Source organism: Pseudomonas sp. NPDC079367 (genome assembly GCF_044542195.1).
Classification (GTDB): Bacteria; Pseudomonadota; Gammaproteobacteria; order Pseudomonadales; family Pseudomonadaceae; genus Aquipseudomonas.
In genome coordinates this window covers 504,694-528,497 of record NZ_JBITTW010000001.1, presented here as the reverse complement: position 1 = coordinate 528,497, position 23,804 = coordinate 504,694, and the positions used below count along the sequence as shown (strand labels likewise).

General features: G+C 59.8%; 10 protein-coding genes and 2 riboswitches. Of the genes, 4 read left to right on the top strand and 6 right to left on the bottom strand.

Features of this window, described 5'->3' with window-relative positions:
- Window positions 1-145 precede the first annotated feature (145 nt).
- Window positions 146-7,471 (top strand): NEL-type E3 ubiquitin ligase domain-containing protein, encoded by a 7,326-nt coding sequence (locus tag ACIGDJ_RS02165; protein WP_397478227.1) that lies wholly within the window; start codon window positions 146-148, stop codon window positions 7,469-7,471.
- 51 nt (window positions 7,472-7,522) lie between these two features.
- Here the strand turns inward: ACIGDJ_RS02165 and metH are convergent, their stop codons facing one another.
- A complete protein-coding gene (metH, locus tag ACIGDJ_RS02160) occupies window positions 7,523-11,233 on the bottom strand; it encodes a methionine synthase (protein WP_397478226.1) in 3,711 nt (1,236 codons plus the stop codon).
- Window positions 11,234-11,389: 156 nt separating this feature from the next.
- Here metH and ACIGDJ_RS02155 point away from each other — a divergent pair, with 156 nt between their 5' ends.
- On the top strand, window positions 11,390-13,684 hold the full coding sequence (locus tag ACIGDJ_RS02155) for a fatty acid cis/trans isomerase (protein WP_397478225.1): 2,295 nt from the start codon (window positions 11,390-11,392) through the stop codon (window positions 13,682-13,684).
- Window positions 13,685-13,743: 59 nt separating this feature from the next.
- Here the strand turns inward: ACIGDJ_RS02155 and ACIGDJ_RS02150 are convergent, their stop codons facing one another.
- Window positions 13,744-18,240 carry an SET domain-containing protein gene (locus ACIGDJ_RS02150; RefSeq protein WP_397478224.1) on the bottom strand — a complete coding sequence of 1,499 codons (4,497 nt, stop codon included), beginning with the start codon at window positions 18,238-18,240 and terminating at the stop codon, window positions 13,744-13,746.
- Between the two features lie 268 nt (window positions 18,241-18,508).
- Between ACIGDJ_RS02150 and nfuA the strand changes: the two genes are divergently transcribed.
- A complete protein-coding gene (nfuA, locus tag ACIGDJ_RS02145; protein ID WP_003225494.1) occupies window positions 18,509-19,093 on the top strand; it encodes a Fe-S biogenesis protein NfuA in 585 nt (194 codons plus the stop codon).
- A gap of 100 nt (window positions 19,094-19,193) precedes the next feature.
- Here nfuA and cobM read toward each other — a convergent pair whose 3' ends face one another.
- From cobM to ACIGDJ_RS02125, 4 genes are all read right to left on the bottom strand, one after another.
- Window positions 19,194-19,940 carry a precorrin-4 C(11)-methyltransferase gene (gene cobM, locus ACIGDJ_RS02140; RefSeq protein WP_101159410.1) on the bottom strand — a complete coding sequence of 249 codons (747 nt, stop codon included), beginning with the start codon at window positions 19,938-19,940 and terminating at the stop codon, window positions 19,194-19,196.
- Window positions 19,941-20,018: 78 nt separating this feature from the next.
- Window positions 20,019-20,432 (bottom strand): cobalamin biosynthesis protein, encoded by a 414-nt coding sequence (locus ACIGDJ_RS02135; RefSeq protein WP_101159411.1) that lies wholly within the window; start codon window positions 20,430-20,432, stop codon window positions 20,019-20,021.
- Window positions 20,429-21,130 carry a CbtA family protein gene (locus ACIGDJ_RS02130; RefSeq protein WP_101159412.1) on the bottom strand — a complete coding sequence of 234 codons (702 nt, stop codon included), beginning with the start codon at window positions 21,128-21,130 and terminating at the stop codon, window positions 20,429-20,431. Before ACIGDJ_RS02130 ends, ACIGDJ_RS02135 begins: the two co-directional genes overlap by 4 nt.
- A gap of 11 nt (window positions 21,131-21,141) precedes the next feature.
- Entirely contained in the window at window positions 21,142-21,339 is a 198-nt protein-coding gene (locus ACIGDJ_RS02125; RefSeq protein WP_101159413.1) for a CbtB domain-containing protein, read from the bottom strand.
- Window positions 21,340-21,461: 122 nt separating this feature from the next.
- A riboswitch (cobalamin riboswitch) is annotated at window positions 21,462-21,681 on the bottom strand.
- A gap of 740 nt (window positions 21,682-22,421) precedes the next feature.
- Window positions 22,422-22,634: riboswitch (cobalamin riboswitch) on the top strand.
- Between the two features lie 98 nt (window positions 22,635-22,732).
- Between ACIGDJ_RS02125 and cobW the strand changes: the two genes are divergently transcribed.
- Complete coding sequence (cobW, locus tag ACIGDJ_RS02120; RefSeq protein WP_101159414.1) at window positions 22,733-23,803, top strand: cobalamin biosynthesis protein CobW; 1,071 nt, start codon at window positions 22,733-22,735, stop codon at window positions 23,801-23,803.
- The last annotated feature ends 1 nt before the right edge of the window (window position 23,804 follow it).

The window sequence follows — 23,804 nt, the reverse complement described above, 5'->3', positions numbered from 1 at the left end:
ACCCCGAGCCCTCCCAAGGTTTGAGAAGAGGAACGGCACGAGTTGACTACATATCCGGTTACGCACTCCCGGCGAGCGATATCCGGATACCGCAGATGCACCAATTTGAAATGATCTGCTGATCGCTCCATTGAAAGGAGCAATCATGACCGCTATCTCCACAAGCCAGCCAGCGCGACAACCTGCCTCGCTGGCTCAACCGGTAAAACCCAAAGCTACCCAGAGCCTGCACGGCGCCTTTCTTGAACAGTCGATCCCGCCTTGGTTGACCAGCGCTTCGGCGCAAAGGCGTGAGGCTTTCAAGGGGGTCCCGAGCACGCTGCCGGCGTGGTACCAGGCTGCGACATCGGCTCAGCGCCGCGCACTGGACCAAAGTTTTCAGGCCAGCATCATCGCGCAGAATGCGTTGGACAAAAGTATGTCCACGTTCCAGCAGGTCGAGGCGTTTGCCAGGCCATTGCTGATCAAGGCGCTCAAAGACGAGTATCAGCTGACAGTGGACGTCGACAAGACCCTGCTATGTCTCCGTCGGCCGTTGCAGGTGAGCGTTTTTTCGATTGAGCTGGACTCTTTCGAAGTGCTCAAACTGTCGATGCTCGAGGCTGCGCTGCATAACTTCGAAAGCCACGAATGCAAAGACGGGGCTTACCACAAGACTTCAGGGTTTGTTGTCGCCACTGACGCAAACACTTTTGAGTCGGTGAAGATCGAGTTGACAGTCAGCCAACTGCTTGGGCTGTATCGGCGCCTGGATATCGGCAAGCAGTATCAGGACTACCTGCGGGGGTTTTTCTATCCCACCGATGGGGTAGCGGAGGCAGTGCTTCGCCAGCGTTTCATTGCCAGTCAGAAAGCGACAATGCGCGCCGCTGCCGAGCAGGCATTGTTGACGAAGGACATTGAAGCTGCGCATTACGCCATGATCGTTTCGGTCATTGAGGGCGAACTGAACCCCAGGGTCGGCAACAAGCCAGTGTGGTTTCGCGACTTCAGCCTGATGAAAAAAAGAATGACCGGCTGTGTGGTATTTGTCGTCAGCGAGAAGTACCGCTACAGCAGCGAATGGATTGTCTATATTCCTCATGATCCTGAGCATCCGTTCAAATGCTATCGCGGCGATGAAGACAAGCAAGAGTTCAAACGGCTGCTCACGGCTCGAAGCAGTCCATCGGCGACAGGCGCAGAGCCGACTGAATATCAGCGCTTTCTCAGCCAGTTTCTGGCTTACGACCAACATCCCTACTATTTCAGTCAATTCACCCGCAAGGCAGCAGATTCACCGAGCGATTTCTGGCGCTCCCCGTGGCGTATCGTCACCTCTTTTGGTCCGGGCGCGCCATTCACTCAAATCAAGCAGTTGCCCCCGCCACCGGTGGCGAAACTCGTGCCTGAACCTGATCCTTACATTGCTCCCGACACGTTTTTGCAAAGGCAGCGGGGGCTGTGGGAAAAGAACCAGGATCTTTGGCAGTACCTCTACGACGAGAGCCGCACCAAGGCATTGGCGGATGCTCGAAGCCACGCCGTGCCAACCGAGGCTGTCGATATCAAGGCTCGCGAGGCCAAGCTGGCGCACCTGATGCAGATCGGCCTGCTCGGACTGAACGTGGTGTCGATGTTCGTACCGGTGCTGGGCGAAGTGATGATGGTGGTAATGGCCGGGCAACTGCTCTATGAAACCCTTGAAGGTGCGATTGAATGGGGTGAGGGCGATCGTCGTGCCGCCAAGGATCATCTGATCGATGTGGCGGAGAATCTGGCGCAGATTGCGCTGATGGCAGGGGTAGGGGCAGGGGTGCGGAAAATCTCCAGCGCCAAAGCTGTGCCGGTGATCGAGCAGCTACAGCCAGTGAAGTTGCCCAACGGCGAAACCCGCCTGTGGAGATCAGACCTACAAGCTTACGAGTCCGCTGTTGCGCTGCCCGACAGCCCCGGCCCGAATGATGCCGGGCAGCATGTGTTTGAAGGAAAAACCTACATTCGCCAGGGCGGCAAGGTCTATGAGCAGTTTTTCGATGACTCGATCGGCAAATGGCGCATCAGGCATCCGAGCGATACCAACGCCTGGCAGCCGATACTCGACAGCAATGGCCGCGGCGCCTGGCGGCATACGCTGGAGCGTGTACAGAGCTGGGATCGTCTGACCCTGCTGCGGCGGATCGGCCATGCAACCGAAGCCTTATCCGATGCACAACTGATCAAGGCTGCCGATATCAGTGGTGTCAGTGAGGGCGCACTGCGCAAGATGCACATTGATCATGCGTTGCCACCACCGCAGCTGACCCAGGCCATGCGCGTGATGCAGGCCGATAGCAGTGCGGCACGGGTTGTTGAGCAGTTGCGCGGGACGAAACCGATCGACGAACTGTATCTCTACGCGTTGCCGCTGATCACCGAAATGCCACGCTGGCCGGCAAACCGGGTGCTGGAAGTTTTTGACGGCGAGCCAGTGTCCGGCAAGTCCGTCAGGTACGGTTCAGAGCGGCGATTCCGCGACGTTGGTGTCAAGGCGCCGATTCAGATATCGCGGGCCGATGTCCTCAGCGGTGACCTGCCAGCAAATATCCTTGCGGCTCTGGACGAGTCCGAAGTCACCCGGCTGCTGGGAGAACAAGGTGCACGCGTGCGCGATGCCCGGCCGGTAGAATTCGGGAAGCAGATCGCCGACTACGCCAACAGCCGTCAGCCGGCGATCTACGACAGCCTCTCTCTGGGGACAGACCCTGTCGATCCACAGGTTGCGCGCTTGCAGAAGGCCTGCCCCGGACTCAGCGAGCCGGCGGCACAAACGGTGCTGGCACACGGGCGCCCCGATGAGCTGGAGCAACTCGGCGCGGGTCAGCGGGTGCCGCTGCGCCTGCTGGAAGAAGCACGCTGGTATGCGCGCCAAAGCCGACAAGTGGCGGCGTATGCCGGTCTGCGCAGCGAAAACATCGTTTCCGCGGACAGCCGACGCCTGGCGTTGCACACGCTGGAACAATTGCCGGGTTGGGCGAACAACGTTCGAATTGAAGTTCGTGAGGGCCATGACGCTGGCACGTTGCTTGACAGCATCGGCAGTGAAACAGGCGTTGAGAAAAAATACCTGATCAAGAAAGGCGTCCAGTTCCAGGCGTTCAACGAACGCGGTGAGGCACTCAACAGCCTGCCTCGCAACGGCGACAATTTTTACGCATCGATCATGCACGCCTTACCTGACGAAGCGCGACGCAGCCTCGGTGTGCCTGAGGTCGGACAGTCGGCCGAGCTGCAAACCAGGATCATTGATTACGCCGATCAGCATCAAGCTGAGGCATCAGCGCTGCTGGCACCCCAGGTCAGGTGGATCAAGCCGCCCGTGCGGGTGAGCGCTACGCAGATCGGTTACCCCGCCAGCGGACGCGGCGCGGAATGGCAAACGCACCTGATCGAACATGTGCGCGACGTCTATCCGCAACTGACCGACGAACAGGTTCAAGGCTTCATTCTCGAACAATATCGGGCCGGAAGAGACGACAGCGCTATCTTCGAACTGTTGCAATCCCGTCGGCGTGAGTGGGAGCAACTGAACGCGACGCTGGATGAATGGGCAGGGACATCGACGCTGGCACCTTGGGAACGTTCCGGTACAGATCACAAGTTTCGCGCCGCGCAAGCGTTGAAAACCTCTTGGCGCAACGCGTTGTCCACCGGCGTCGCGGGTGCTGATCAACTTTCGATTCTCACCTACGACCCTCTGCCGGTGCTGACCGCCGACTTTGCTCATGTACGTGAGCTGTCGATTGGCGGCAACGGTTTGACCGACGCCAATGCAGACGCATTCCTGGCGCGGTTTGCCAATGTGCAAAAGCTGTCGCTGGGGGAGCGGGGCAGCCTGTTTGGCACCTACATGGCGCATGAGCAGGCACTGACGACCCTACCGTTGACGGTGACGCGAATGTCCGCGCTGACGAAGCTCAAGTTTAGAAGCCAGGCCACGGTCATGGCTGCAGATCTGTCGACACGATTGCGTACGTTGACCGCTGTTGAGGAGCTTCATCTCGACCTTCGCAGCGGCGCGGGCATGCCGCCTGGCCTCGATCTGGCTCCCCTCAGACGCCTGAAAAAACTCAAGATCGAAGCACCAGGCCTTAGGCAGTGGCCGGCTTATGTCGAGCAACTGCCTGAACTGGAACGTTTGGATCTGACGCAGACGTCTATCGCGTCGCTGCCACAGACGCTTTATGTGGGGCACGAGAAACTCTGGGCGGGCTTGTCGCTGGACTGGTCGAAGTTTTCTCACGACGCGTTCAAGCCTGCTTACGACTATGTGAAAAACTACTTGGGGCAGTGGCAACATCTGGTTGATCTGGACTCGATGGTTCGCCGCTACTGCGCCGGAGAGCTGCAGTTCCTCACGGGCGAGGCGGGCCGTATCAACCCGTTGCCTGAGCGCATCATGAGCCTATGGAACACCCCGGAAACCCGACTCAAGGCTGTGGAGATTCTGCTGGTGGAGCACAACGCAATTTTCCGCCAGTTCTACGAGGCCACTGCATCCGGAGAATTACGTACAGCGATGCCGGCAGCGCGCTGGCAAGCGCCGGCCAATGCCCGGGTGGTGCGTGCACTTGAACAGAACTGGCGCGCAGCCATACGCAGGCGTTATCGCCTGAACGACGACGTGCGTTCCTTCAATGCCACGGACTGGACAGCCGGCGCGGATATCGGCGATGCCGGTGTGTTTGAGCTGGTTGACAATGCACGGGTAGTGGGCGAGGCGTCAGTCAGTGAACTGCCGCAATTGCCAGCCGGTACGTTTGCTCACGTGTCAAGCGTTCGGCTGGATCGGCTGAATGTGCCGATCGAACAGATTCGCGGTTTCCTCCAGGCATTCAGTGGCGCTACAAGCCTGGAAGTCACCGCCTGCGGGTTGACAGAAGTGCCGGTCCGGTCAGCCGATGTGACCCGACTGACGCAGCTGGACTTGTCGCTCAACCGTATCGCCGTTACCCCTGACGTTCAGGCCCAATTCGATGCGCTGAATAAACTAGAGCATCTCAATGCCCGGCTCAATCGGCTGGACACACTCGACGTTTCTCGCCTGACAGGGCTCAAGACGCTGAACCTCAGTTCAAATGGACTGAACCAATGGCCGACAGGCGCGCAAAGCCTGCCGCGTTTACAAGTGCTGGATTTGCGTCATAACACCATCGGGTCGCTTCCCGAAGATGTCCTTGCCAACGACACGGTGCTGCTCAAGACCCGCTTGCTCAACAACCGCTTCAGCGTCGCAGGCGAGGCAGACCTTCAAGCCGCGCAGCGCCGGATTGAAATGTCCATCGGTTTGCCCGAGGGCGCTTTGCAACAGTTCGATGCGCAGTCGGCGTCACTGCCGGGCATTTCAAGCGCGACCTTGCCGGAAAGCGCGCTGAATCGCGCCGGTCAGCTGTTACCACTCCGGCCGGTCTCCGAAATCAGCGGTGCCTCTGACATGAGCGCCAGTGTGCTGGAGATATTTCCTTCGCTGACGCTTGACCAAGCGCAAGCCAGCGTTGCGCGCTTACGCAGCGAAGGGCTGCTTCCCGAGCAAATGGCGGACAGGCTGAACCAGTGGCGAGCGACTAACGAGACGCTGACGCGTGAGTTGAACGGCTGGATTTTCAATCCGGCGCCAGGGCCTGGTGAAGGGGTGTCGTCGTCCACGAGACTGTTCGACGCGACGAGGATCCGCACTTGCTGGCGCGACGGGGTTACCGCTCTTACCGGGTCGGCCGGACAGACGCTGAGCCTTTCAGCGGGACTCATCGGGGATTTGCCTGCGTTGTCTACCGTGTTTTCCCATGTACGAACACTGGACCTGACAGGGGTCAAGTTTACCGTTGAAGGTTTCAACCGCTTTTGCCCGGCGTTCCCTGAGCTGACCACCCTGAGACTCAACGGCAATGCACTGGATCGGCTACCGGACGCTGTCGGTCGGCTGAACCGTCTGGAGCGGCTGGAATTGAGCGGTAATCGCCTGGCCGCGGCGCAGACGGTGTATCAGCACGCGGGCGGAGCGCAGCTGCGCTGGCTCGACCTCAGCCACAATCAGCTGGAAGAATTCAGCGCCGCAAGCTTCAGCCGTCTGGAAACACTCAATCTCAGCCACAACGGTCTGGATTTCTGGCCGGGCGGCGTGCTCGATCTGGCGCATCTGCAAAGACTGGACCTCTCGGGCAACAACATCCTGGTCTTTCCGGACCGGCTGTTGGGCGGCAACCACGAGAGGCTTGTGGCGGGTGCTGACTTGTCGGAGAACTCGCTGTCGCTTAACGCGCTGGAGCAGCTCAGGGATTACAGCGTCGCACATGGCGGCAGTGATGTGATGGGGTACTCGACAGCGTTTCTGCAGCGTCAAATTGAAGAACGCATTCTTGAGTCTGATAGCGATTCCGACTCCGGGACAGACTCTGGCTCGGACTCCGATAGCGACGACAGTGATGATCCACGTGGTTCAGGCGGTGGCGCTGGCAGGCGCGTCGACACGCATGCCGGTGTGGAGGCCGCGGAGGTGATTGCCGACCCCGCGCAGGATGTAGCGCTGTCGGCGATGGAAACCTGGATGACCCGTACGCGTGCCGATGTGCGGGCCGCGCGGCAAGCGCTATGGTTGCAATTGGCCCGACAGGCGAACCATGAGTCGTTCTTTCATTTGCTATCGACCTTGCCCGACACCCTCGAATACAAGCTGTCCGGCGCCGATCTGACTCACCGGGTGTGGCTGGTCATCGAGGCTGCCACGGAAAATACCGAGCTGCGCGAGCTGTTGTTTCTCAACGCCGAGACGCACGGCACCTGCGGCGATGGCCGGATTCTGTCGTTCAGCGAACTGGAAACCCGTGTCTATGAATACAACGCCCTGCGCGACGTTCCGCGGCATCGCCCAGAGCAGCGCGGCAGAGCCTTGCTCGATCTGACCCGCCGCCTGTTTCGCCTGGAAAGGGTGGACCGGCTGGCCGAAGCCGCGGCCAAAAACAAGGACCGCGCCGAAGTCCGCCTGCAATACCGCATCGGCATGACTCGCGGCTGGCCGGATGGCCTGGAACTGCCAGCGCAACCCGAGCACATGCTATACGCCACACCGATTCGCGGGCAGCGATTGCTCGACGCGCAAGCAGCCGTTCTCGCCGATGAAGCGTCGGACAGGTTTCTGGAGGATCTGATCGGTCGCGATTACTGGATTCGCTATTTGCGCGAGCGCAACCCTGAGGTGTTCGAAACACTTGAAAGCAACGCGAGCCGGCGTCTGGAGGAGGTTGAGGACGCTCATCCGGACAAGGACGCCAACGAGCTGACTCGTAAAAGCTACCTTGACGCGATGGCAGCACTGGAGATCGAACTGGCGGAAGCGCGCGTTGAGAAGTTGAAAGAGCTGTCTCGCGCGCAAATGCAGAGTCTGGCGCCGGTGGTTGAAGGCGCGGCACAACCCGCTCCTTCTTCACCGCAGCCCGGCCCATCATGGCGACCGTGAGTGGATGAGTGATGAGGCCCGGGAGCAGGGTGCTTCCGGGCCTGGAGCATGTCAGCTGTCGTAACCCAGATTCGGTGCCAGCCAACGTTCAGTGACGCTCAAGTCCTGACCCTTGCGCGCGGTGTAGCTCTGCACTTGATCCTTGTCGATCTTGCCCACGGCAAAGTACTGCGCCTGCGGATGGGCGAAGTACCAGCCACTGACCGCTGCGGCCGGGAACATCGCGTAATGCTCGGTCAGGAACACGCCACTGCGCCCGGCACGCATTTCGGCAGCCTCTGGATCGAGCAGAGTGAACAGTGCGGCTTTCTCGGTGTGATCCGGGCAGGCCGGGTAGCCGGGAGCGGGGCGGATGCCTCGGTATTGCTCTTTGATCAGCGCATCGTTATCCAGCGTTTCGTCCTTGGCATAACCCCAGTGCTCCTTGCGCACTTGCTGGTGCAGCCATTCCGCGCAGGCTTCGGCCAGACGGTCGGCAAGGGCCTTGACCATGATCGAGTTGTAGTCATCGCCGGCGTCTTGATAAGCCTTGGCCACTTCTTCGGCACCGATGCCGGCGGTGGTGATGAATCCGCCGACGTAATCGGTGACTTCGCTGTCTTTCGGCGCCACGAAGTCGGCGAGGCAGAAGTTCGGTTTGCCGTCGGTCTTGATGATCTGCTGACGCAGATGATGCAGCTTGGCCAACGGCTTGCCGTTATCGTCGTACAGCTCGATGTCGTCTTCGTTGACCTGATTGGCTGGCCAGAAACCGAACACCGCGCGGGCGCTGATCAGCTTCTCGTCGATCAGTTTGGCCAGCATCTCCTGCGCGTCCTTGTACAGCGCGGTGGCGGCTTCACCGACCACTTCGTCTTCGAGGATGCGCGGGAACTTGCCGGCCAGATCCCAGGAAATGAAGAACGGCGTCCAGTCGATGTATTCGGCCAGCACCTTCAAATCGATGTTGTCGAGCACTTTGCTGCCAGTGAACGTCGGTTTCACTGGCTGGTAATTGGCCCAGTCAAATTGCGGCTTCTTGGCGATGGCGGCGGCGTAGCTCAGGCGTTCGGTGCGGGCGCTGCGGTTGGAGGTACGCTCGCGCACGTCGATGTATTCCAGACGGATCTTCTCGACGAACCCGGCCTTGAGCTCCTTGGACAACAACTGGGTTGCCACGCCGACGGCGCGCGAGGCGTCGGTCACGTAGACCACGGCATCGTTGCTGTACTTGGGCTCGATCTTCACCGCCGTGTGCGCTTTGGAGGTGGTCGCGCCACCGATCATCAGTGGCAGGTGGAAGTCCTGACGCTGCATTTCACGGGCGACGTGAACCATTTCATCCAGCGACGGCGTGATCAGGCCGGAGAGGCCAATGATGTCGCATTTCTCTTCCTTGGCGACTTGCAGGATCTTCTCCGCCGGGACCATCACGCCGAGGTCGACGATGTCGTAGCCATTGCAACCGAGTACGACGCCAACGATGTTCTTGCCGATGTCGTGCACGTCACCTTTGACGGTGGCCATGAGAATCTTGCCCTTGGCTTCCGGTTTGTCGCCTTTTTCCAGTTCGATGAACGGAATCAGGTGCGCCACGGCCTGCTTCATCACCCGGGCGGATTTCACCACTTGCGGAAGGAACATTTTGCCCGCGCCGAACAGGTCCCCGACGATGTTCATGCCGGACATCAGCGGGCCTTCGATCACTTCGATCGGCCGGGCGAATGACTGCCGTGACTCTTCGGTGTCTTCGACAATGTGGGTGGTGATGCCTTTGACCAGCGCGTGTTCCAGACGCTTGTTGACGTCCCAGTTGCGCCACTCTTCGGTCTCGGCTTCCTTGACGCTGCCATCGCCCTTGTACTTGTCGGCGATGGCGAGCAGGGCATCGGTGCCGTCCGGGGTGCGATTGAGGATCACGTCCTCGACGGCGTCGCGCAGCTCGACCGGGATCTGGTCGTAGATCTCCAGTTGACCCGCGTTGACGATGCCCATGGTCAGCCCGGCGCGGATGGCGTAGAGCAGGAACACCGAGTGGATCGCTTCGCGCACCGGATTGTTGCCACGGAACGAGAACGACACGTTCGAAACACCGCCGGAACTCAGTGCATACGGCAGCTCGTCGCGGATGTAAGCGCAGGCGTTGATGAAGTCGACGGCGTAGTTGTTGTGTTCTTCGATGCCGGTGGCCACAGCGAAAATGTTCGGGTCGAAGATGATGTCTTCCGGCGGGAAGCCGACTTCGTTGACCAGAATGTCGTAGGAGCGTTTGCAGATCTCTTTCTTGCGCGCTTCGGTGTCGGCCTGGCCGGCTTCGTCGAAGGCCATCACCACCACCGCAGCGCCGTAGCGCTTGCACAGCTTGGCGTGATGGATGAACTGCTCGACGCCTTCTTTCATGCTGATCGAGTTGACGATGCCCTTGCCCTGGATGCACTTGAGGCCGGCTTCGATGACTTCCCATTTCGACGAGTCGATCATGATCGGCACGCGCGAGATGTCCGGTTCGCCAGCGATCAGATTGAGGAAGGTGACCATGGCCTTCTTCGAATCAAGCATGCCCTCGTCCATGTTGATGTCGATGATCTGCGCGCCGGCCTCGACCTGCTGCAAAGCGACTTCAAGGGCTTCGGTGTAGTTGTCTTCACGAATCAGGCGGGCGAATTTCGCCGAACCGGTGATGTTGGTCCGCTCGCCGACATTGACGAACAGCGAACTGCGATCGATGGTGAACGGCTCCAGACCCGAAAGGCGGCAGGCCTTGGGAATATCCGGAATCTGCCGCGGTGCGTAACCGGCCACGGCTTTGGCGATGGCTTCGATGTGCCCCGGGGTGGTGCCGCAGCAACCGCCGACGATGTTGAGGAAGCCGCTCTGGGCGAATTCTTCGATGACTTTGGCGGTTTGCGAAGGCAGTTCGTCGTACTCGCCGAATTCGTTGGGCAGGCCAGCGTTCGGGTGCGCAGAAACGTGAGTGCTGGCCTTGTTCGACAGCTCTTCCAGGTACGGACGCAGTTCGCTGGCGCCGAGGGCGCAGTTCAGGCCCACGGAGATCGGCTTGGCGTGGGCCACCGAGTTCCAGAACGCTTCGGTGGTCTGGCCCGACAGTGTGCGGCCGGAGGCGTCGGTGATGGTTCCGGAGATCATGATCGGCAGTTCGATGTGCAGCTCTTCGAACACACCTTGCACGGCGAAAATCGCCGCTTTGGCGTTGAGGGTGTCGAAGATCGTCTCGATCAGGATGAGGTCGGCGCCGCCCTCGATCAGCCCCTTGGTGGCTTCAGTGTAGTTTTCCACCAGCTCATCGAAAGTGACGTTGCGGTAGCCGGGGTTGTTGACGTCGGGCGACAGCGAGCAGGTACGGCTGGTCGGGCCGAGCACGCCGGCGACGAAGCGTGGCTTGGCCGGATTTTCGGCGGTCTTGGCGTCGGCAATCTTGCGCGCCAGGCGTGCGCCTTCTACGTTTAACTCGTACGCCAGCTCTTCCATGCCGTAATCGGCCATGGAAATGCGCGTGGCGTTGAAGGTATTGGTTTCGAGAATGTCGGCGCCGGCGTCCAGGTAGGCCTTTTCGATACCGCCGATCACGTCCGGGCGGGTGATCACCAGCAGGTCGTTGTTGCCCTTGACGTCGCTCGGCCAGTGCGCGAAGCGTTTGCCGCGATAATCCTGCTCTTCGAGCTTGTAGCTCTGGATCATCGTGCCCATCCCGCCGTCGAGAATCAGGATGCGCTCTTTGAGGGCTTGCTTGAGAGCTTGAAGGCGGACGCTGCGATCGGACATGTGGACTACTCGAAAAGACCATTACGAAGGAGCGCGATCATAGCAAACCTGTGCGCTTTTGGAGCATCCGCAGCTTTTGCATGAATATCGCTCATGTTGGTGCGGCCGTCATAACGGTAGAATCGTCGCCTTTTTTACACAATCGGGATCAGCAGCATGCCGTACCGCGTCATCAGTTTATGGTTGCTGATCCTGAGCGGGAGCGTTGCGGCGCAGGATCCAGCTGCTCCTTCTTCTATTTCCTATACCCGGGACATTCAGCCGATTTTTACCGAGAAGTGCGTGGCGTGCCATGCCTGTTACGACTCGGCGTGCCAGCTCAATCTGGGCAGTGGCGAAGGCGCCGCTCGTGGCGCGAGTAAGATGCCGGTGTATGACGGCGAACGCACCCAGGCAGCACCCACCACCCGATTGTTTTACGACGCCTTCGGCAAGCGCGCCTGGCAGCAGAAAGATTTCTATTCGGTGCTCGACGCTCAGGGCAGTCAGGCCGCGCTGATGGCGCGCATGCTCGAACTCGGCCACAACACGCCGCTGACGCCGAACGCCAAGCTGCCCGAGGACATTGTCCTGGGGCTCAATCGCAACAATCTCTGTGCAATGCCCGCCGAGTTCGACGGCTACGCCGGCGCGCACCCGAAGGAGGGCATGCCGCTGGCAGTCACCGGTCTGACCAACCAGCAATATCAGACCTTGCAGCGCTGGCTGGCGTCTGGCGCGCCAATTGACGAGCAGAGTCTGGCGCCCAATGCGCAAGAGGCCATGCAGATCCTGCAGTGGGAAAACCTGCTCAACGCCCCCGGCGCGCGGCAAAGTCTGGTCGGGCGCTGGCTGTTCGAACACTGGTATCTGGCGCACATCTATTTCAAGGACGGCGAGCCGGGGCACTATTTCCAGTGGGTGCGTTCGCGCACGCCGAGCGGCCAGCCGATCGATCTGATCGCCACGCGCCGCCCGAACGACGACCCCGGCACGCAGGTGTATTACCGCTTGTGGCCGGTGCAGGGAGTGATCGTGCACAAGACGCACATCACCTATGCGCTGAGTGCGGCAAAAATGGCCCGCGTCAAAAGCCTGTTCTACAGCGGTAACTGGCAGGTCAATGCGCTCCCAGGTTACGGCCCGCAAAGCCGCGCCAACCCGTTTGCGACCTTCGAGGCGATTCCGGCTCAGGCGCGCTATCAGTTCATGCTCGATAACGCCGAATACTTTGTTCGCACCTTTATTCGCGGGCCGGTGTGTCGGGGGCAGATCGCGACAGATGTGATCCGCGACAACTTCTGGGCGTTGTTTCAGGCACCGGAACATGACCTCTATATCACCGACCCGAACTACCGTGGCCAGGCCACACCGTTGCTGGCGATGCCGGGGCAGAACGACGATGTCGGCAGCGTGCTGAGCCTGTGGCGCAACTATCGCGACAAGCGCAACGAATACGAAGCCCTGCGCCGCGACAGCTACGCCGATCTGCCGGCGCCGAGCTGGTCGACGCTGTGGGCCGGCAACGACAACGCGCTGTTGAGCATTTTCCGTCACTTCGACAGTGCGTCGGTGACCAAAGGCCTGATTGGTGAAGTAACGCAGACGATGTGGCTGTTCGACTATCCGCTGCTGGAACGCACCTACTACCAGCTCGCGGTCAACTTTGACGTGTTCGGCAACGTCTCCCATCAGGCGCAGACGCGCCTGTATTTCGACCTGATCCGCAACGGTGCCGAACAGAACTTCCTGCGCCTGATGCCCGCCGACTCCCGTGAGGATTACCTCAATGATTGGTACCAGGACGGCGGGCAGTTCAAGATGTGGCTCGATTATGAAGCCATTGATGACGACAAGCCGACTGCCCTGAAACTCGACGAAAAGGACCCGAAGCGCGATTTTGCGATGCAATTGCTGGCGCGTTACGGTGACCTCAATGCGCGACCTGATCCGATCAATCGTTGCGATGGCGCTTACTGCTCGCGGCCGAACATCGACCCGGCACTGCAAAACGCCGAGCAAGCCTTGAGCCGTCTCGCCTCGCGGCCGGCGGCGGGGCTGAAAGTCATCGACCAGATGCCCGAAGCAACCCTGCTGCGTGTCGAAACCGCCAGCGGCAAGCGCGAGGTCTACAGCCTGCTGCGCAATCGCGCGCACAGCAACGTGGCGTTTTTGCTCGGCGAATCACGGCGTTATCAACCGGGGCTCGACACCCTGACCATTTATCCTGGCGTGCTGACCAGTTACCCGAATTTCATGTTCAACGTGCCGGCCGAGCAGGTGCCGGCGTTTGTCGATGCCATGGAAAATGCCAGGGATGCCAACCGGTTCGAAAAAATCGTCGAGCACTGGGGCATCCGCCGTAGTCATCCGCAGTTCTGGCTGTATTTCCATGACTTGAGCCGATACATCCACGAAACCGAACCGGTGGAAGAGGGTGTGCTGGACATGAACCGGTACGAGAATCTTTGAGCAGACAACGACGCAGGCTTGTGGCCTGCGTCTTTGGGTGCGTCAATGCTGAACAGCGCTCATGTCGGGTCGGTCGCTGACGCGACGCCAGCGGCCCTCAAGGTTTTCCAGTAATCAGAGCCGTAATCGAGGAACAGTTCGGTGCCTGCCGGAATCTTCTCCCATGCGAGCAAAAAAACCATGTATTTGCCAACATAGATCGAGCCAACGTTCTCGACGCCTATGTTGGCCTGGCCGGGCACATTGACCGCATTGATCAGGCTCAGCACGTTGCTGTTGCCATGACCGCTCAGAGTGGCGCCCTTCGTTGCCGTTGCGAAGAGAAACGTGCTGACTTTCTCGGTGGATTTCTCCAGCATTTCCGCCCGTACGGATCTGGTCGTGCGGTGCAGTTTGCCGGTGTAAGGTCCTAGCACTTCGAAAGGCTCGATGTCGACTTTGGCAAATACCGACAACCCCCGTTCCGGGCCGTCGAGCGGTCGTCTGACCTCGAGTCGACTGGCCAGCCTGTCATGATGGCGGCCTTCATCGGCGATCCATTCCTGGACGTCTTCGGTGATTCTTCGTGTCATTTCCTTGAGTCTGGGACCCTCGAACCCCGCGAGAAAGCGATTGGTTTCGGTGATGGTGATTTTGTCGATATCACCCTCAAGTTTGCTCGTGAGGCTGATTCTGACATCCGTCGGGTCCTGAAGAATGGGGGCATTGTTATTGATGTGATGCCCAAGCGAAGGGATCAGGTCTGCGTCGCGCGGGGTTTCAGGCGCAGCATTGTCCAGGCGAGGTCGTTTGGAACTGCCAGCAACCGGCGGCGAAAGTGGTCCTGTTTCGCGGGGCGAAGGCGGCTGTGGTAACTGCCAGGAAGCGGATTTTATCCCCGTGCCGGGGGGTAGGGACTTTCGAGCACGCATGAGCGCTGAATCCGAGGCAGCGAGCAATTGCAGACACTCTGGCACCGCACTTCTCAATTCACCCCGATCATTGACAAACGTTGACCAGAGCACCGGGTCGAGATTGTTGTCATCGAGGAACGTACCCATGGTGCTGGCGGAGCCGGTGGCGATGTAACGCACGCGCCATTGCTCGATGTGCTCTGCGGTCAAAGGCGTGAACGCCTGGTTATGGGCATATTTCTCCAATACCTTTCCCGGTGCCCGAAACGAGCCATCGGTGTTGACGTGGGTAATGAAGTCCTGCGGGTCAAGATTGTGCGTGGCGGCGAAGCCTTCGCGGCTGAGCGTGCTGCGGCCTTCCTGCGACATGCTGCGCCACTCCCGCAGATGCTCGTAGGTGACAACCGTACGCGCGGTGTCGGCCCGATCCAGTATCTGTTGGCCCAGCGGTTTCAACTGCCCTTCTGTGTGGACGAATTGCCTGAAGGCGGCCGGGTCCAGCCGATGTTTTTTCGCAAACGCCTCAAGGGTGACCTCCAGCACATGCTCGCTGAACCGCGACCACTTTTGCAGATGCAAAGGCGTTGTCACGTTGGGGTCATCAGGCGCGCCGCCTCTGACCCGGATTTCCCTGCTGTACCAGTGGCCGGGCTTTACCGATGAGAGGTTGATCGACAGGTCACGGTTGTTCTTCGGGTTGACTAGCACGACCGAGAAGCTGTTTTCCCCGTTTTGCGCGGTTTCCTGAAGGAATCCATACGAGTTTTCACGTATCTGGTAAACGGCGACAGTCCCGTTTTCATCGATGTTGCAGATGAATTTCTGGTTGTATTCAGGACGGAAAAAGATTCCTCGCGAGTCGGCCTGGAGGCCGGAAATCCAGTGGGGCTGAACAGCGTAGGGCTGCAACAACGGACTGCTGTTGCTCATCACTCTCACCGGCTCGCGGTAGCGAGGGCCGAACGCCTGCCCGGACAGCGCATCGATGAGCCGATAATCCGCCGCGCCGACGCTGCCGACGTTGCGCATGGGAATGTCAGCGATTCCTTCGACGGTGCAGAGCCGGTCGCCGGGTTGGCGCGGTGCCCAGGTGTTCGGGTCGACTGCGATCAAGTGCTGAACGCTGACCGTTCCGTCGCGCAACTGGGCAATGCCCAGGCGTACCTGGCGCATTGCCGCCGCGCCGAGCTTGCGCAGGGTAAAGCGACCGAGCTTGAGCAATGCCAATACCGACTCCAGCGGGTTGAGTTCGCGCAGCGTCGATACCAATAGAGTTCGCGTCAGACCGGCAAATTTTGGCAGGGCGAGGCGCAGGCCGAGCGTGCCTGCCTGGCTGACCAGGCGGGTACAACCGGCGAGGTATTTTCCGATGGGCAGCGCAAACGAAACGATGTCGGTGAACAGGCCGAGCCCGCCGCGCTCGATGCGTTGCGGCTCGCCGGATGCCAGATCATCAATGGCGCCCCAGAACGGTACGAACATTTTTCCCCAGAAGGTGAGGTCCTCGAGAAAATCCCGGCCGATGTCGGTGCTGCGTGTGGCCTTGCGGGTGTCTTCGAGCAGGGCCGACTCATCCTTGTAAAACAGCTCGCGGGCGATCATGGCGGCCAGTTCTTCTGCCCGGGCAGAGGTCAGGTTATTGGCTGCAAAGGGCAGGGTGCGTGCCGCGACGTCGGGCGAGCGTTTTTCGATGGGTACCGCGGCAAACGTTTCGCCAACCTGTTCGACGATAAGGTTGGCGTGCTCGTCCGTTCTGGGTTTCGAGCCGTCGCGGTAGGCTTCCCAATCGAACGGCAATTGGGTGCCTTTTCTGAATGAACCCCGGCTTGTTCGACTGCTGGAGCCAACGCTCTCGACCTTGATCTCACCGCCAACTGGCAGCGAGTCGATGTCTTTGCGCAAGCGCACGATACCCGCTCGCGGAAAGACTTCAATGTAGCGGACCTTTGCCGGATAGACCGGATTGATCATTCGCAGAATGAACCCGCAGCGGCCACGCACGGCGTCGGTGTTGGCTTTGTTCTCATGTTCGACCTGCATGTCGTTCAGCGGCAGCCGCAGCGAGTAAACAGTCACTTCGTCCCGCTCCAGATCACCCCGGCATGCAGGCAGATATTGGGCGAGCAATGTCTTGATCAAACACTTATAGGCTTCTCTTGGGGTGACCAGCCAGGCATGAAACGCCTGGTCATACGCTGCGTCCGAGGCATAGCGAAAGCGACTGGGTGGGGTCAGCGCGAGGTTTTTCAGGGCATCGAGCATTTCTTGCTCATGCTGTTCCAGCGTGCTCAATGCCAGCTCTATTTCGCTGACCGGATAAGCCGTCTGACGTGTGGCGAACAATCCCATCGCCGCTGCCCACTCCACCGTCGGGCGGACTTTGGCGGCGGCAACCAGTCGCTGTTGCTCGATATCGTGCGCAAAGGCCCGGAAATGCTCCGCCGGCAAATTGAGCAACTGTTCGAAGGTCATGTGCCGGGAGGAGCCGGGCGCGACGGATTCGGCAAGCATGAAACCACTCCTGAAATTGACCCAGGTGCTGGACGTGGCGTACGGCAGTGCGTCGGGAATATCCTGAACCCACGCTTCGCTGGCCACGTTGCTCTTCATGATGGCCACCGCTAACAAGGCAATAGGCCGCTCGACCGACAGTGATCTTTGGAAGTGCTCGATCAACGATTCGTGGATGGACGAATAGCCACAACCGGGCCCGATCAGTATCTGCAGTTCGTTTTGATAGTTGCCGTGCGGGCCCGGTTTTACGCTCAGCCAGAGCGCTCGCCACAACAACCTGGTCAGTACACTGGCCGGGCGGTTTTGCTCGTTCTTCGCGGTGTACCAATCCAGTGCTGCGGCAATACGTTGTGCCAGTTGCAGGTTGCTCGCCGATTGCAGGGCTGTTTCCAGCAGCGCTACCGGCGTGGTTTGGCTCAACTTTGCAAATTTGCCATTGGATTTCACCGGTACGACATTCGCCAATAGGCAGCGTGATGTCTCGGCTTCGATTTCGCGGACAACCCGGATGATCGTTTCGTCGCTTTCAGCGCTGAACAAGTGCTCGAAGTCACTGACGGCCCCGTGATGCCCAAGCAACAATAACGCGCGATGCTCCACCAGATTGTGCAGCAGGCGCTGCCAGTCCGCCTGTGTGGCGGGACGCCGTGGGATCAGCGCGTACCAGGCCAGAACCTGGTCGAACCGCACGGAACCGTCGCTTTTGACCCCGTTGCCGACTTGACGGTAGATATCGAGCAAGACATCAACATCGATCGACCAATACATCGGAACGTCTCTCAGCGTTACCGAGTGACCGGCGATCGGGAAAACTTCCGCCGGGTCAGGTGTCGGCGACTTCGTGGAACTCAACTGGACGGACAGGAAGTCGTACAGGAAGTCGTTGCCTAACAGCGATTGATCGACCGTGGCTGGCGTGGAAAGGTGCGTTATGAAATCTTCGTCTGCCTCGAGTTTTTTCAATACACGAAAGGCTTCTTTGCATTCGCGCCCCAATTCAGAGGCGGCGGGCGGGTGGTAATAGAGCTCACTGGCATCCGTGTTGAAGTTGTCGTCGATGAGCCCATGCAGGTAACTGATCAGGTGGTTGAGATCCTGCAATCTGCGAGGCGGCGTCTTGTTGTAGAAACTGGATAACAAAGTAGACATTCAAGGCCTTTGAACCGTAGCGGCTGGAAAAATAGTCGAAGGCCTTGAATATAGGGGCATGGAAAACCGGCAGAGGTATACATATATATGGGGGCGAATGTGCTTGGGTTTCCATTTGTTAACAGCCACCCGTTGATCAAGCGCTCAATCGTCGCCACCGTCAGCGAGCAGGCGAGGGCACACGTGCGGCTTTTTCCGACAAAAATACTGGGACTTTGTCCCGCGCTCCGATTGGCGTAAACTGCGCCCAAGCCTGCGAGGAGTTTTTATGACCGCTATTACCATTACCGACGCCGCCCATGATTACCTGGCCGACCTGCTTTCCAAGCAGAACACCCCCGGCATCGGCATCCGTGTCTTCATCACCCAGCCTGGCACCCAGTACGCCGAAACCTGCATTGCCTACTGCAAGCCGGGCGAAGAAAAACCTGAAGATACTGCGCTGGGGCTGAAAAGCTTCACTGCTTATATCGATTCGTTCAGCGAAGCGTTTCTCGATGACGCCGTCGTCGACTACGCCACCGACCGTATGGGCGGCCAGTTGACCATCAAGGCGCCGAACGCCAAGGTGCCAATGGTCAATGCCGACAGCCCGGTCAATGAGCGCATCAATTATTACCTGCAAACCGAGATCAACCCGGGGCTGGCCAGCCACGGCGGTCAGGTCAGCCTGATCGATGTGGTCGAGGACGGCATTGCCGTATTGCAGTTCGGTGGCGGTTGCCAGGGCTGCGGCCAGGCAGACGTGACCTTGAAGGAAGGCATCGAGCGCACCCTGCTCGAGCGCATCCCGGAGCTCAAGGGCGTTCGCGATGTGACCGACCATACGCAGAAAGAAAACGCCTACTATTAAGGCGTTCGCTGCGAGCATGAAAAACGGCGCCCCGTGAGCGCCGTTTTTTTATGGACAATGTTCGCCGACCCTGTCGGCGGAACTGCTCGCAAAGGTGCTTCTAGGGGCGATAAAGGTGCGCATGCCCGGCGCGATACAACGATGACTCGCTGAACACCTCACTGCCCAGCACCCGCCCGACCAGAATCAGCGCCGTACGCCGAAACCCTTTGGCCTCGACTTTCCCGGCAATGTCCTCCAGCGTGCCGACCACCCAGTCCTGATCTGGCCATGTCGCCCGGTGAATAACGGCAATCGGGCAATCCGCGCCGTAATGGGGCAGCAATTGAACCAGTATCTTCTGCAGATGATTGACGCCCAAATGAATGGCCATGGTCGCGCCATGTTGCGCCAGACTGGCCAGTTCCTCGCCGGCCGGCATGGCAGTCTTGTCGGCGTAACGGGTCAGAATCACGCTTTGTGAAATGTCCGGCAGGGTCAACTCGGCGCCGAGCAGCGCTGCGCATGCCGCTGTGGCAGTCACGCCTGGAATGATCTCGAAGGGAATGCCGAGCTCGCGCAGATAGCGAATCTGCTCACCGATCGCTCCGTACAGACTCGGATCTCCGGAATGCACGCGCGCGACGTCCTGGCCTTTGGCATGGGCACTCTTGATCAGATCGATGATCTGTTCCAGGTGCAGCTCGGCACTGTTGACCACGCTATCGGCCCGGTGACCTTCCAGCACTGCCGACGGCACCAGCGAGCCAGCGTAGATAATCACCGGGCAGGCGCGGATCAGGCGCTGGCCTTTGACGGTGATCAGTTCCGGATCGCCGGGCCCAGCGCCGATAAAGTAGACGGTCATCGTTAAATCCTAGTAAAGAGGCGCAGCTGCACTACAGATGAAGTGTGCTCATGATCGATGTCGACGATTATCGGGATTTTATGCAGCGCCAGCCAATGCCAGCGTGGCCTGCGCATATTTCTGCCGCGCAATGAACAGTCTCGCCGGCGCCTGGATCAGTTGCTCGGCCATTGCCAGCGCGGCGCTTTCCGCCACGCCGTAGCAGCCGGTGCGCTCAAAGGCGATCTGTGATTGATGGCTGAGACGCTGTTGGTAACCGGCCAGTTCGGCACTGCTGAAAAACCGCAAGGGCAGGTTCAACTGTGTGGCCAGTTCCAGCAGACCCGGTTCGTCACGCTTCAGATCGATAGTGGCTAACGCCTTGACGGCTCGCAGTTCGATGCGATGCGCCTGCAGGGCTTGATCGAGTAACGCGCGCAGCGTACTGGCCGGGCAGCCGCGCTGGCAGCCCAAGCCAACAACCAGCGTCGGCGCTGCGCGGTCATTGATCATGCCTGATAGTGCCCTGCGCTTTTGCGGCGGAACAACCAGGCACTGATCAGGCCCAAGGCCAGCCAGAACGCTACGTTAGTCAACTGAGAAGCGATTTTGAACTGGGTTTCCAATGCCTCCGGCGCGAGCATGGAATGCACCTGTGGCTGCGGCGCGCCGATCACATGCGGCACTGCAAGAATCGCCACTCCGAGAATCTTCATCAGCCAGTGACGGCTGAAGGCGATCAGTGCCAGACCGACAGCGGTCGAAGCAGCAGTGCCAATCCACCATATTTGTCGCGATGCCAGATCGGCGGCTGCCGTGCCCGGCAATTCTGGCGGCAGCCCCAGCGTTGGCGCGAGAACGAACGTGGCGTAACCGGCCAGCCCCCAGAGCAGACCTTGCGAAGTCCGGGTCGGCGCGCGCAGGGTGTAAAGGCCAGCGAGCATCAAGGCGAAACCCACTGCCACCACCAGATTGCCACCGGTGGTCGAGACCACGCGCTGCCAGCCGTCTTCGGGCTCCCAGGCTTCGCCATCGTGGCTGTGGGCGGCAGTGCCAGCGGCGTGTTCGTGAACTTGCACGACCGGTTCGGATTTCTCGAAGGTTTCGGCCTGCAGAATCAGTGGTGATACCCAGAAACTCTGCAGCAACGTCAGCAGCAGGGCGGCCAGCAAGCCGGTGAACCCCGCCGTTTGCGCGATACGCTTGATCATGTCGGCAGGTCTCAGTGGCAAGGGAACGCAGCGCTGTGGCGGGTATCGTGGGCAGCGTTGTGCACTGCTTCGATGTGCGAGAAACCGGCGAACCAGACCAGACTGGCGCCGAGGATCGAGGCGAAGAGGGCGGCGGCCACGCGTTGGCCGAGAGTGGTGGTGCTGGAGATGTGGTCAGTGTGGCTGACGGTATTGCTGATGATCGACATAGCGCTTCCCTCTGAAATGTCAGCGGGTGAATAGAGCGCAGGAAAATCCCTGCGAGTCGGGCACGCAGGGATTTCGAACAGCGCCCGCCCACCGCGGGTTTGTTGGTGGTCAGCGGCGCTTGCGCGCGCTGGGTGTTGCGGGCCGGTCTCCGGGCTCACGAGGGGTTGGTTTGTCACCGACCTGCAAGCGTCACCTTCCCATGCCAGGGCACAGTGGATTTGACGCTTCGCTCGCTTACCGTTGCGGGGGCAGCACCGGACTGACATGGCTTTGAGTAAAGCACATGATTCACCGGTTTCCCGTTTCACCCTGTGAAGGGCACCCGTAACAAGGTGTGCAGGAGAACATGGGTTTGGGTTTTTAGTCAATTTCCGGGGAGTTTTCGGTGCTGCGGTGGGGGCATTTTCTGATGTTTTTGTGTGTATATCCGTTGCTGCGGGTGTTGCTGATTACGGTTTCGCCCTTACGGCGAGGCACTTTTCCCAAACGCCGAAAAAGTACCCAAAAAGGCTTGCTCCTACGTTCGGCCCTCGCAGGCTCGGGTTCCTTCGCTGCGGGACTGATCCGGGCGCAGCGGCTCCGGTTTGCTTCGCTGCACCTACACTCGCTGTGTACGACTGCGTCGTACGGTCGCTGCGCTCCCACGCCCGGATCAATCCCTCCGCTCAGCCTTCCGACGTCGCCGGTGGATCAAGATCAAGAGCACTCGAGCTTGCGCTCATTGTTGAGTGGGGCGGCTTCGCCGCGGGCAGCTGCGCTGCCTTGCTTTTTGCTTTTTGTGGGAGCGAGCCCGCTCGCGAAGGCGGCCTGACAGCCGACCTGGTCTTGCAGCACGCGATCCGACTGTAGGAGCTGCCGAAGGCTGCGATCTTTTGATCTGGCTTTTGCTTTTGATCTTTTGCCCCTTCGGCAGGCTTCGTTATGGGATCGCTCCGGGTGTGTGATCACAGCTACCGTACGACGCAGTCGTACATCTGGAAAAGGGAGTCGCTGGAGCGAAACCGCACGCCGCTGCACCCGTAGCAACGGATATACCCCCAGTTTCAGACTCACCGACCATTGACCCACGACGGACCCATGCGTAGCCTTGCGCTTTCGAGGTTCTTCGGCACTCGCCGAAGCTAAGAAGGGAACGCGGTCAAAGCCGCGGCTGCCCCCGCAACTGTGAACGGTGAGGTTCGTTGCCACGCCACTGCCAGCTCAGCCAATGAGCCAGCGGGAAGGCGCAGCGAATGCCAGGCCCAGCGCCTGGACACCGTCAGCCAGGAGACCTGCCTCGTCACAGATTCTCACTACAACCGGGCGGGGTGATCCGGTGGCGAATGCTTCCGGCGTGCACACGCGCTGCCGGTTCTCGTCCCGTATGCCCGCCGCTTGCCAAAGGGCATACCGATGAAAACACTGGCCAAACTCCCCGTCACCATCGTCACCGGTTTTCTCGGTTCGGGCAAAACCACGCTGCTACGGCACATGCTCGACAACGCTCAGGGCCGGCGCATCGCGGTGATCGTCAACGAGTTCGGCGAGTTGGGCATCGACGGTGAAATCCTCAAGCAATGCACCATCGGCTGCACCGAAGAAGAGGCCAGCGGCCGCGTATACGAATTGGCCAACGGCTGCCTGTGCTGCACGGTGCAGGAAGAATTCTTCCCGGTGATGCGCGAACTGGTAGCCCGTCGCGGTGACCTCGATCACATTCTCATCGAAACCTCGGGCCTGGCCCTGCCCAAGCCATTGGTGCAAGCGTTCCAGTGGCCGGAAATTCGCAGCGCCTGCACCGTCGATGCGGTGATCACTGTGGTCGACAGCCCGGCCGTCGCCGCCGGCACGTTCGCCGCGTTCCCGGATCAGGTCGATGCCCAGCGCAAGCTCGATCCGAACCTCGACCATGAATCGCCGCTGCACGAGCTGTTCGCCGATCAACTGGCGAGCGCCGATCTGGTGATCCTCAACAAGGCCGACCAGACCAGCCCGCAAGACTTGGCTCGCGTACGCGCTGAGGTCGCCGAAGAGCTGCCGCCAGCGGTAAAAATCATCGAAGCCAGCAACGGTCGTTTGCCGCTCGACGTCTTGATTGGCCTCGGCGCTGGCTCCGAAGAACACATCGATAGCCGCCACAGCCACCATGATCACCATCATGACGGTGATGACGATCATGACGACCACGATCACGACGCCTTCGACTCGATCTCCATCGAACTGCCGCAAGCCGACGAAAGCCTGCTGCTCGACGCACTGACGCAATTGGTGGTGCAGCACGGCATTCTCCGTGTCAAAGGTTTCGCCGCCATCCCGAACAAACCGATGCGCTTGTTGATTCAGGGTGTAGGCACGCGTTTCGACAAGCATTTCGACCGTCAGTGGGGCGCTGAAGAAGCGCGCGTCACGCGTCTGGTGCTGATTGGTCAGGCACTGGATGCCGTGCAACTCGAAGCGCAATTGCGCGCCGCGCTCAGCGTTTAAG

What these genes read in the sequence shown, in the direction of transcription:
- ACIGDJ_RS02165 (WP_397478227.1), top strand. Translation starts at nt 146, where the DNA reads ATGACCGCTATCTCCACAAGCCAGCCAGCGCGACAACCTGCCTCGCTG.
- metH (WP_397478226.1), bottom strand. Translation starts at nt 11,233, where the DNA reads ATGTCCGATCGCAGCGTCCGCCTTCAAGCTCTCAAGCAAGCCCTCAAA.
- ACIGDJ_RS02155 (WP_397478225.1), top strand. Translation starts at nt 11,390, where the DNA reads ATGCCGTACCGCGTCATCAGTTTATGGTTGCTGATCCTGAGCGGGAGC.
- ACIGDJ_RS02150 (WP_397478224.1), bottom strand. Translation starts at nt 18,240, where the DNA reads ATGTCTACTTTGTTATCCAGTTTCTACAACAAGACGCCGCCTCGCAGA.
- nfuA (WP_003225494.1), top strand. Translation starts at nt 18,509, where the DNA reads ATGACCGCTATTACCATTACCGACGCCGCCCATGATTACCTGGCCGAC.
- cobM (WP_101159410.1), bottom strand. Translation starts at nt 19,940, where the DNA reads ATGACCGTCTACTTTATCGGCGCTGGGCCCGGCGATCCGGAACTGATC.
- ACIGDJ_RS02135 (WP_101159411.1), bottom strand. Translation starts at nt 20,432, where the DNA reads ATGATCAATGACCGCGCAGCGCCGACGCTGGTTGTTGGCTTGGGCTGC.
- ACIGDJ_RS02130 (WP_101159412.1), bottom strand. Translation starts at nt 21,130, where the DNA reads ATGATCAAGCGTATCGCGCAAACGGCGGGGTTCACCGGCTTGCTGGCC.
- ACIGDJ_RS02125 (WP_101159413.1), bottom strand. Translation starts at nt 21,339, where the DNA reads ATGTCGATCATCAGCAATACCGTCAGCCACACTGACCACATCTCCAGC.
- cobW (WP_101159414.1), top strand. Translation starts at nt 22,733, where the DNA reads ATGAAAACACTGGCCAAACTCCCCGTCACCATCGTCACCGGTTTTCTC.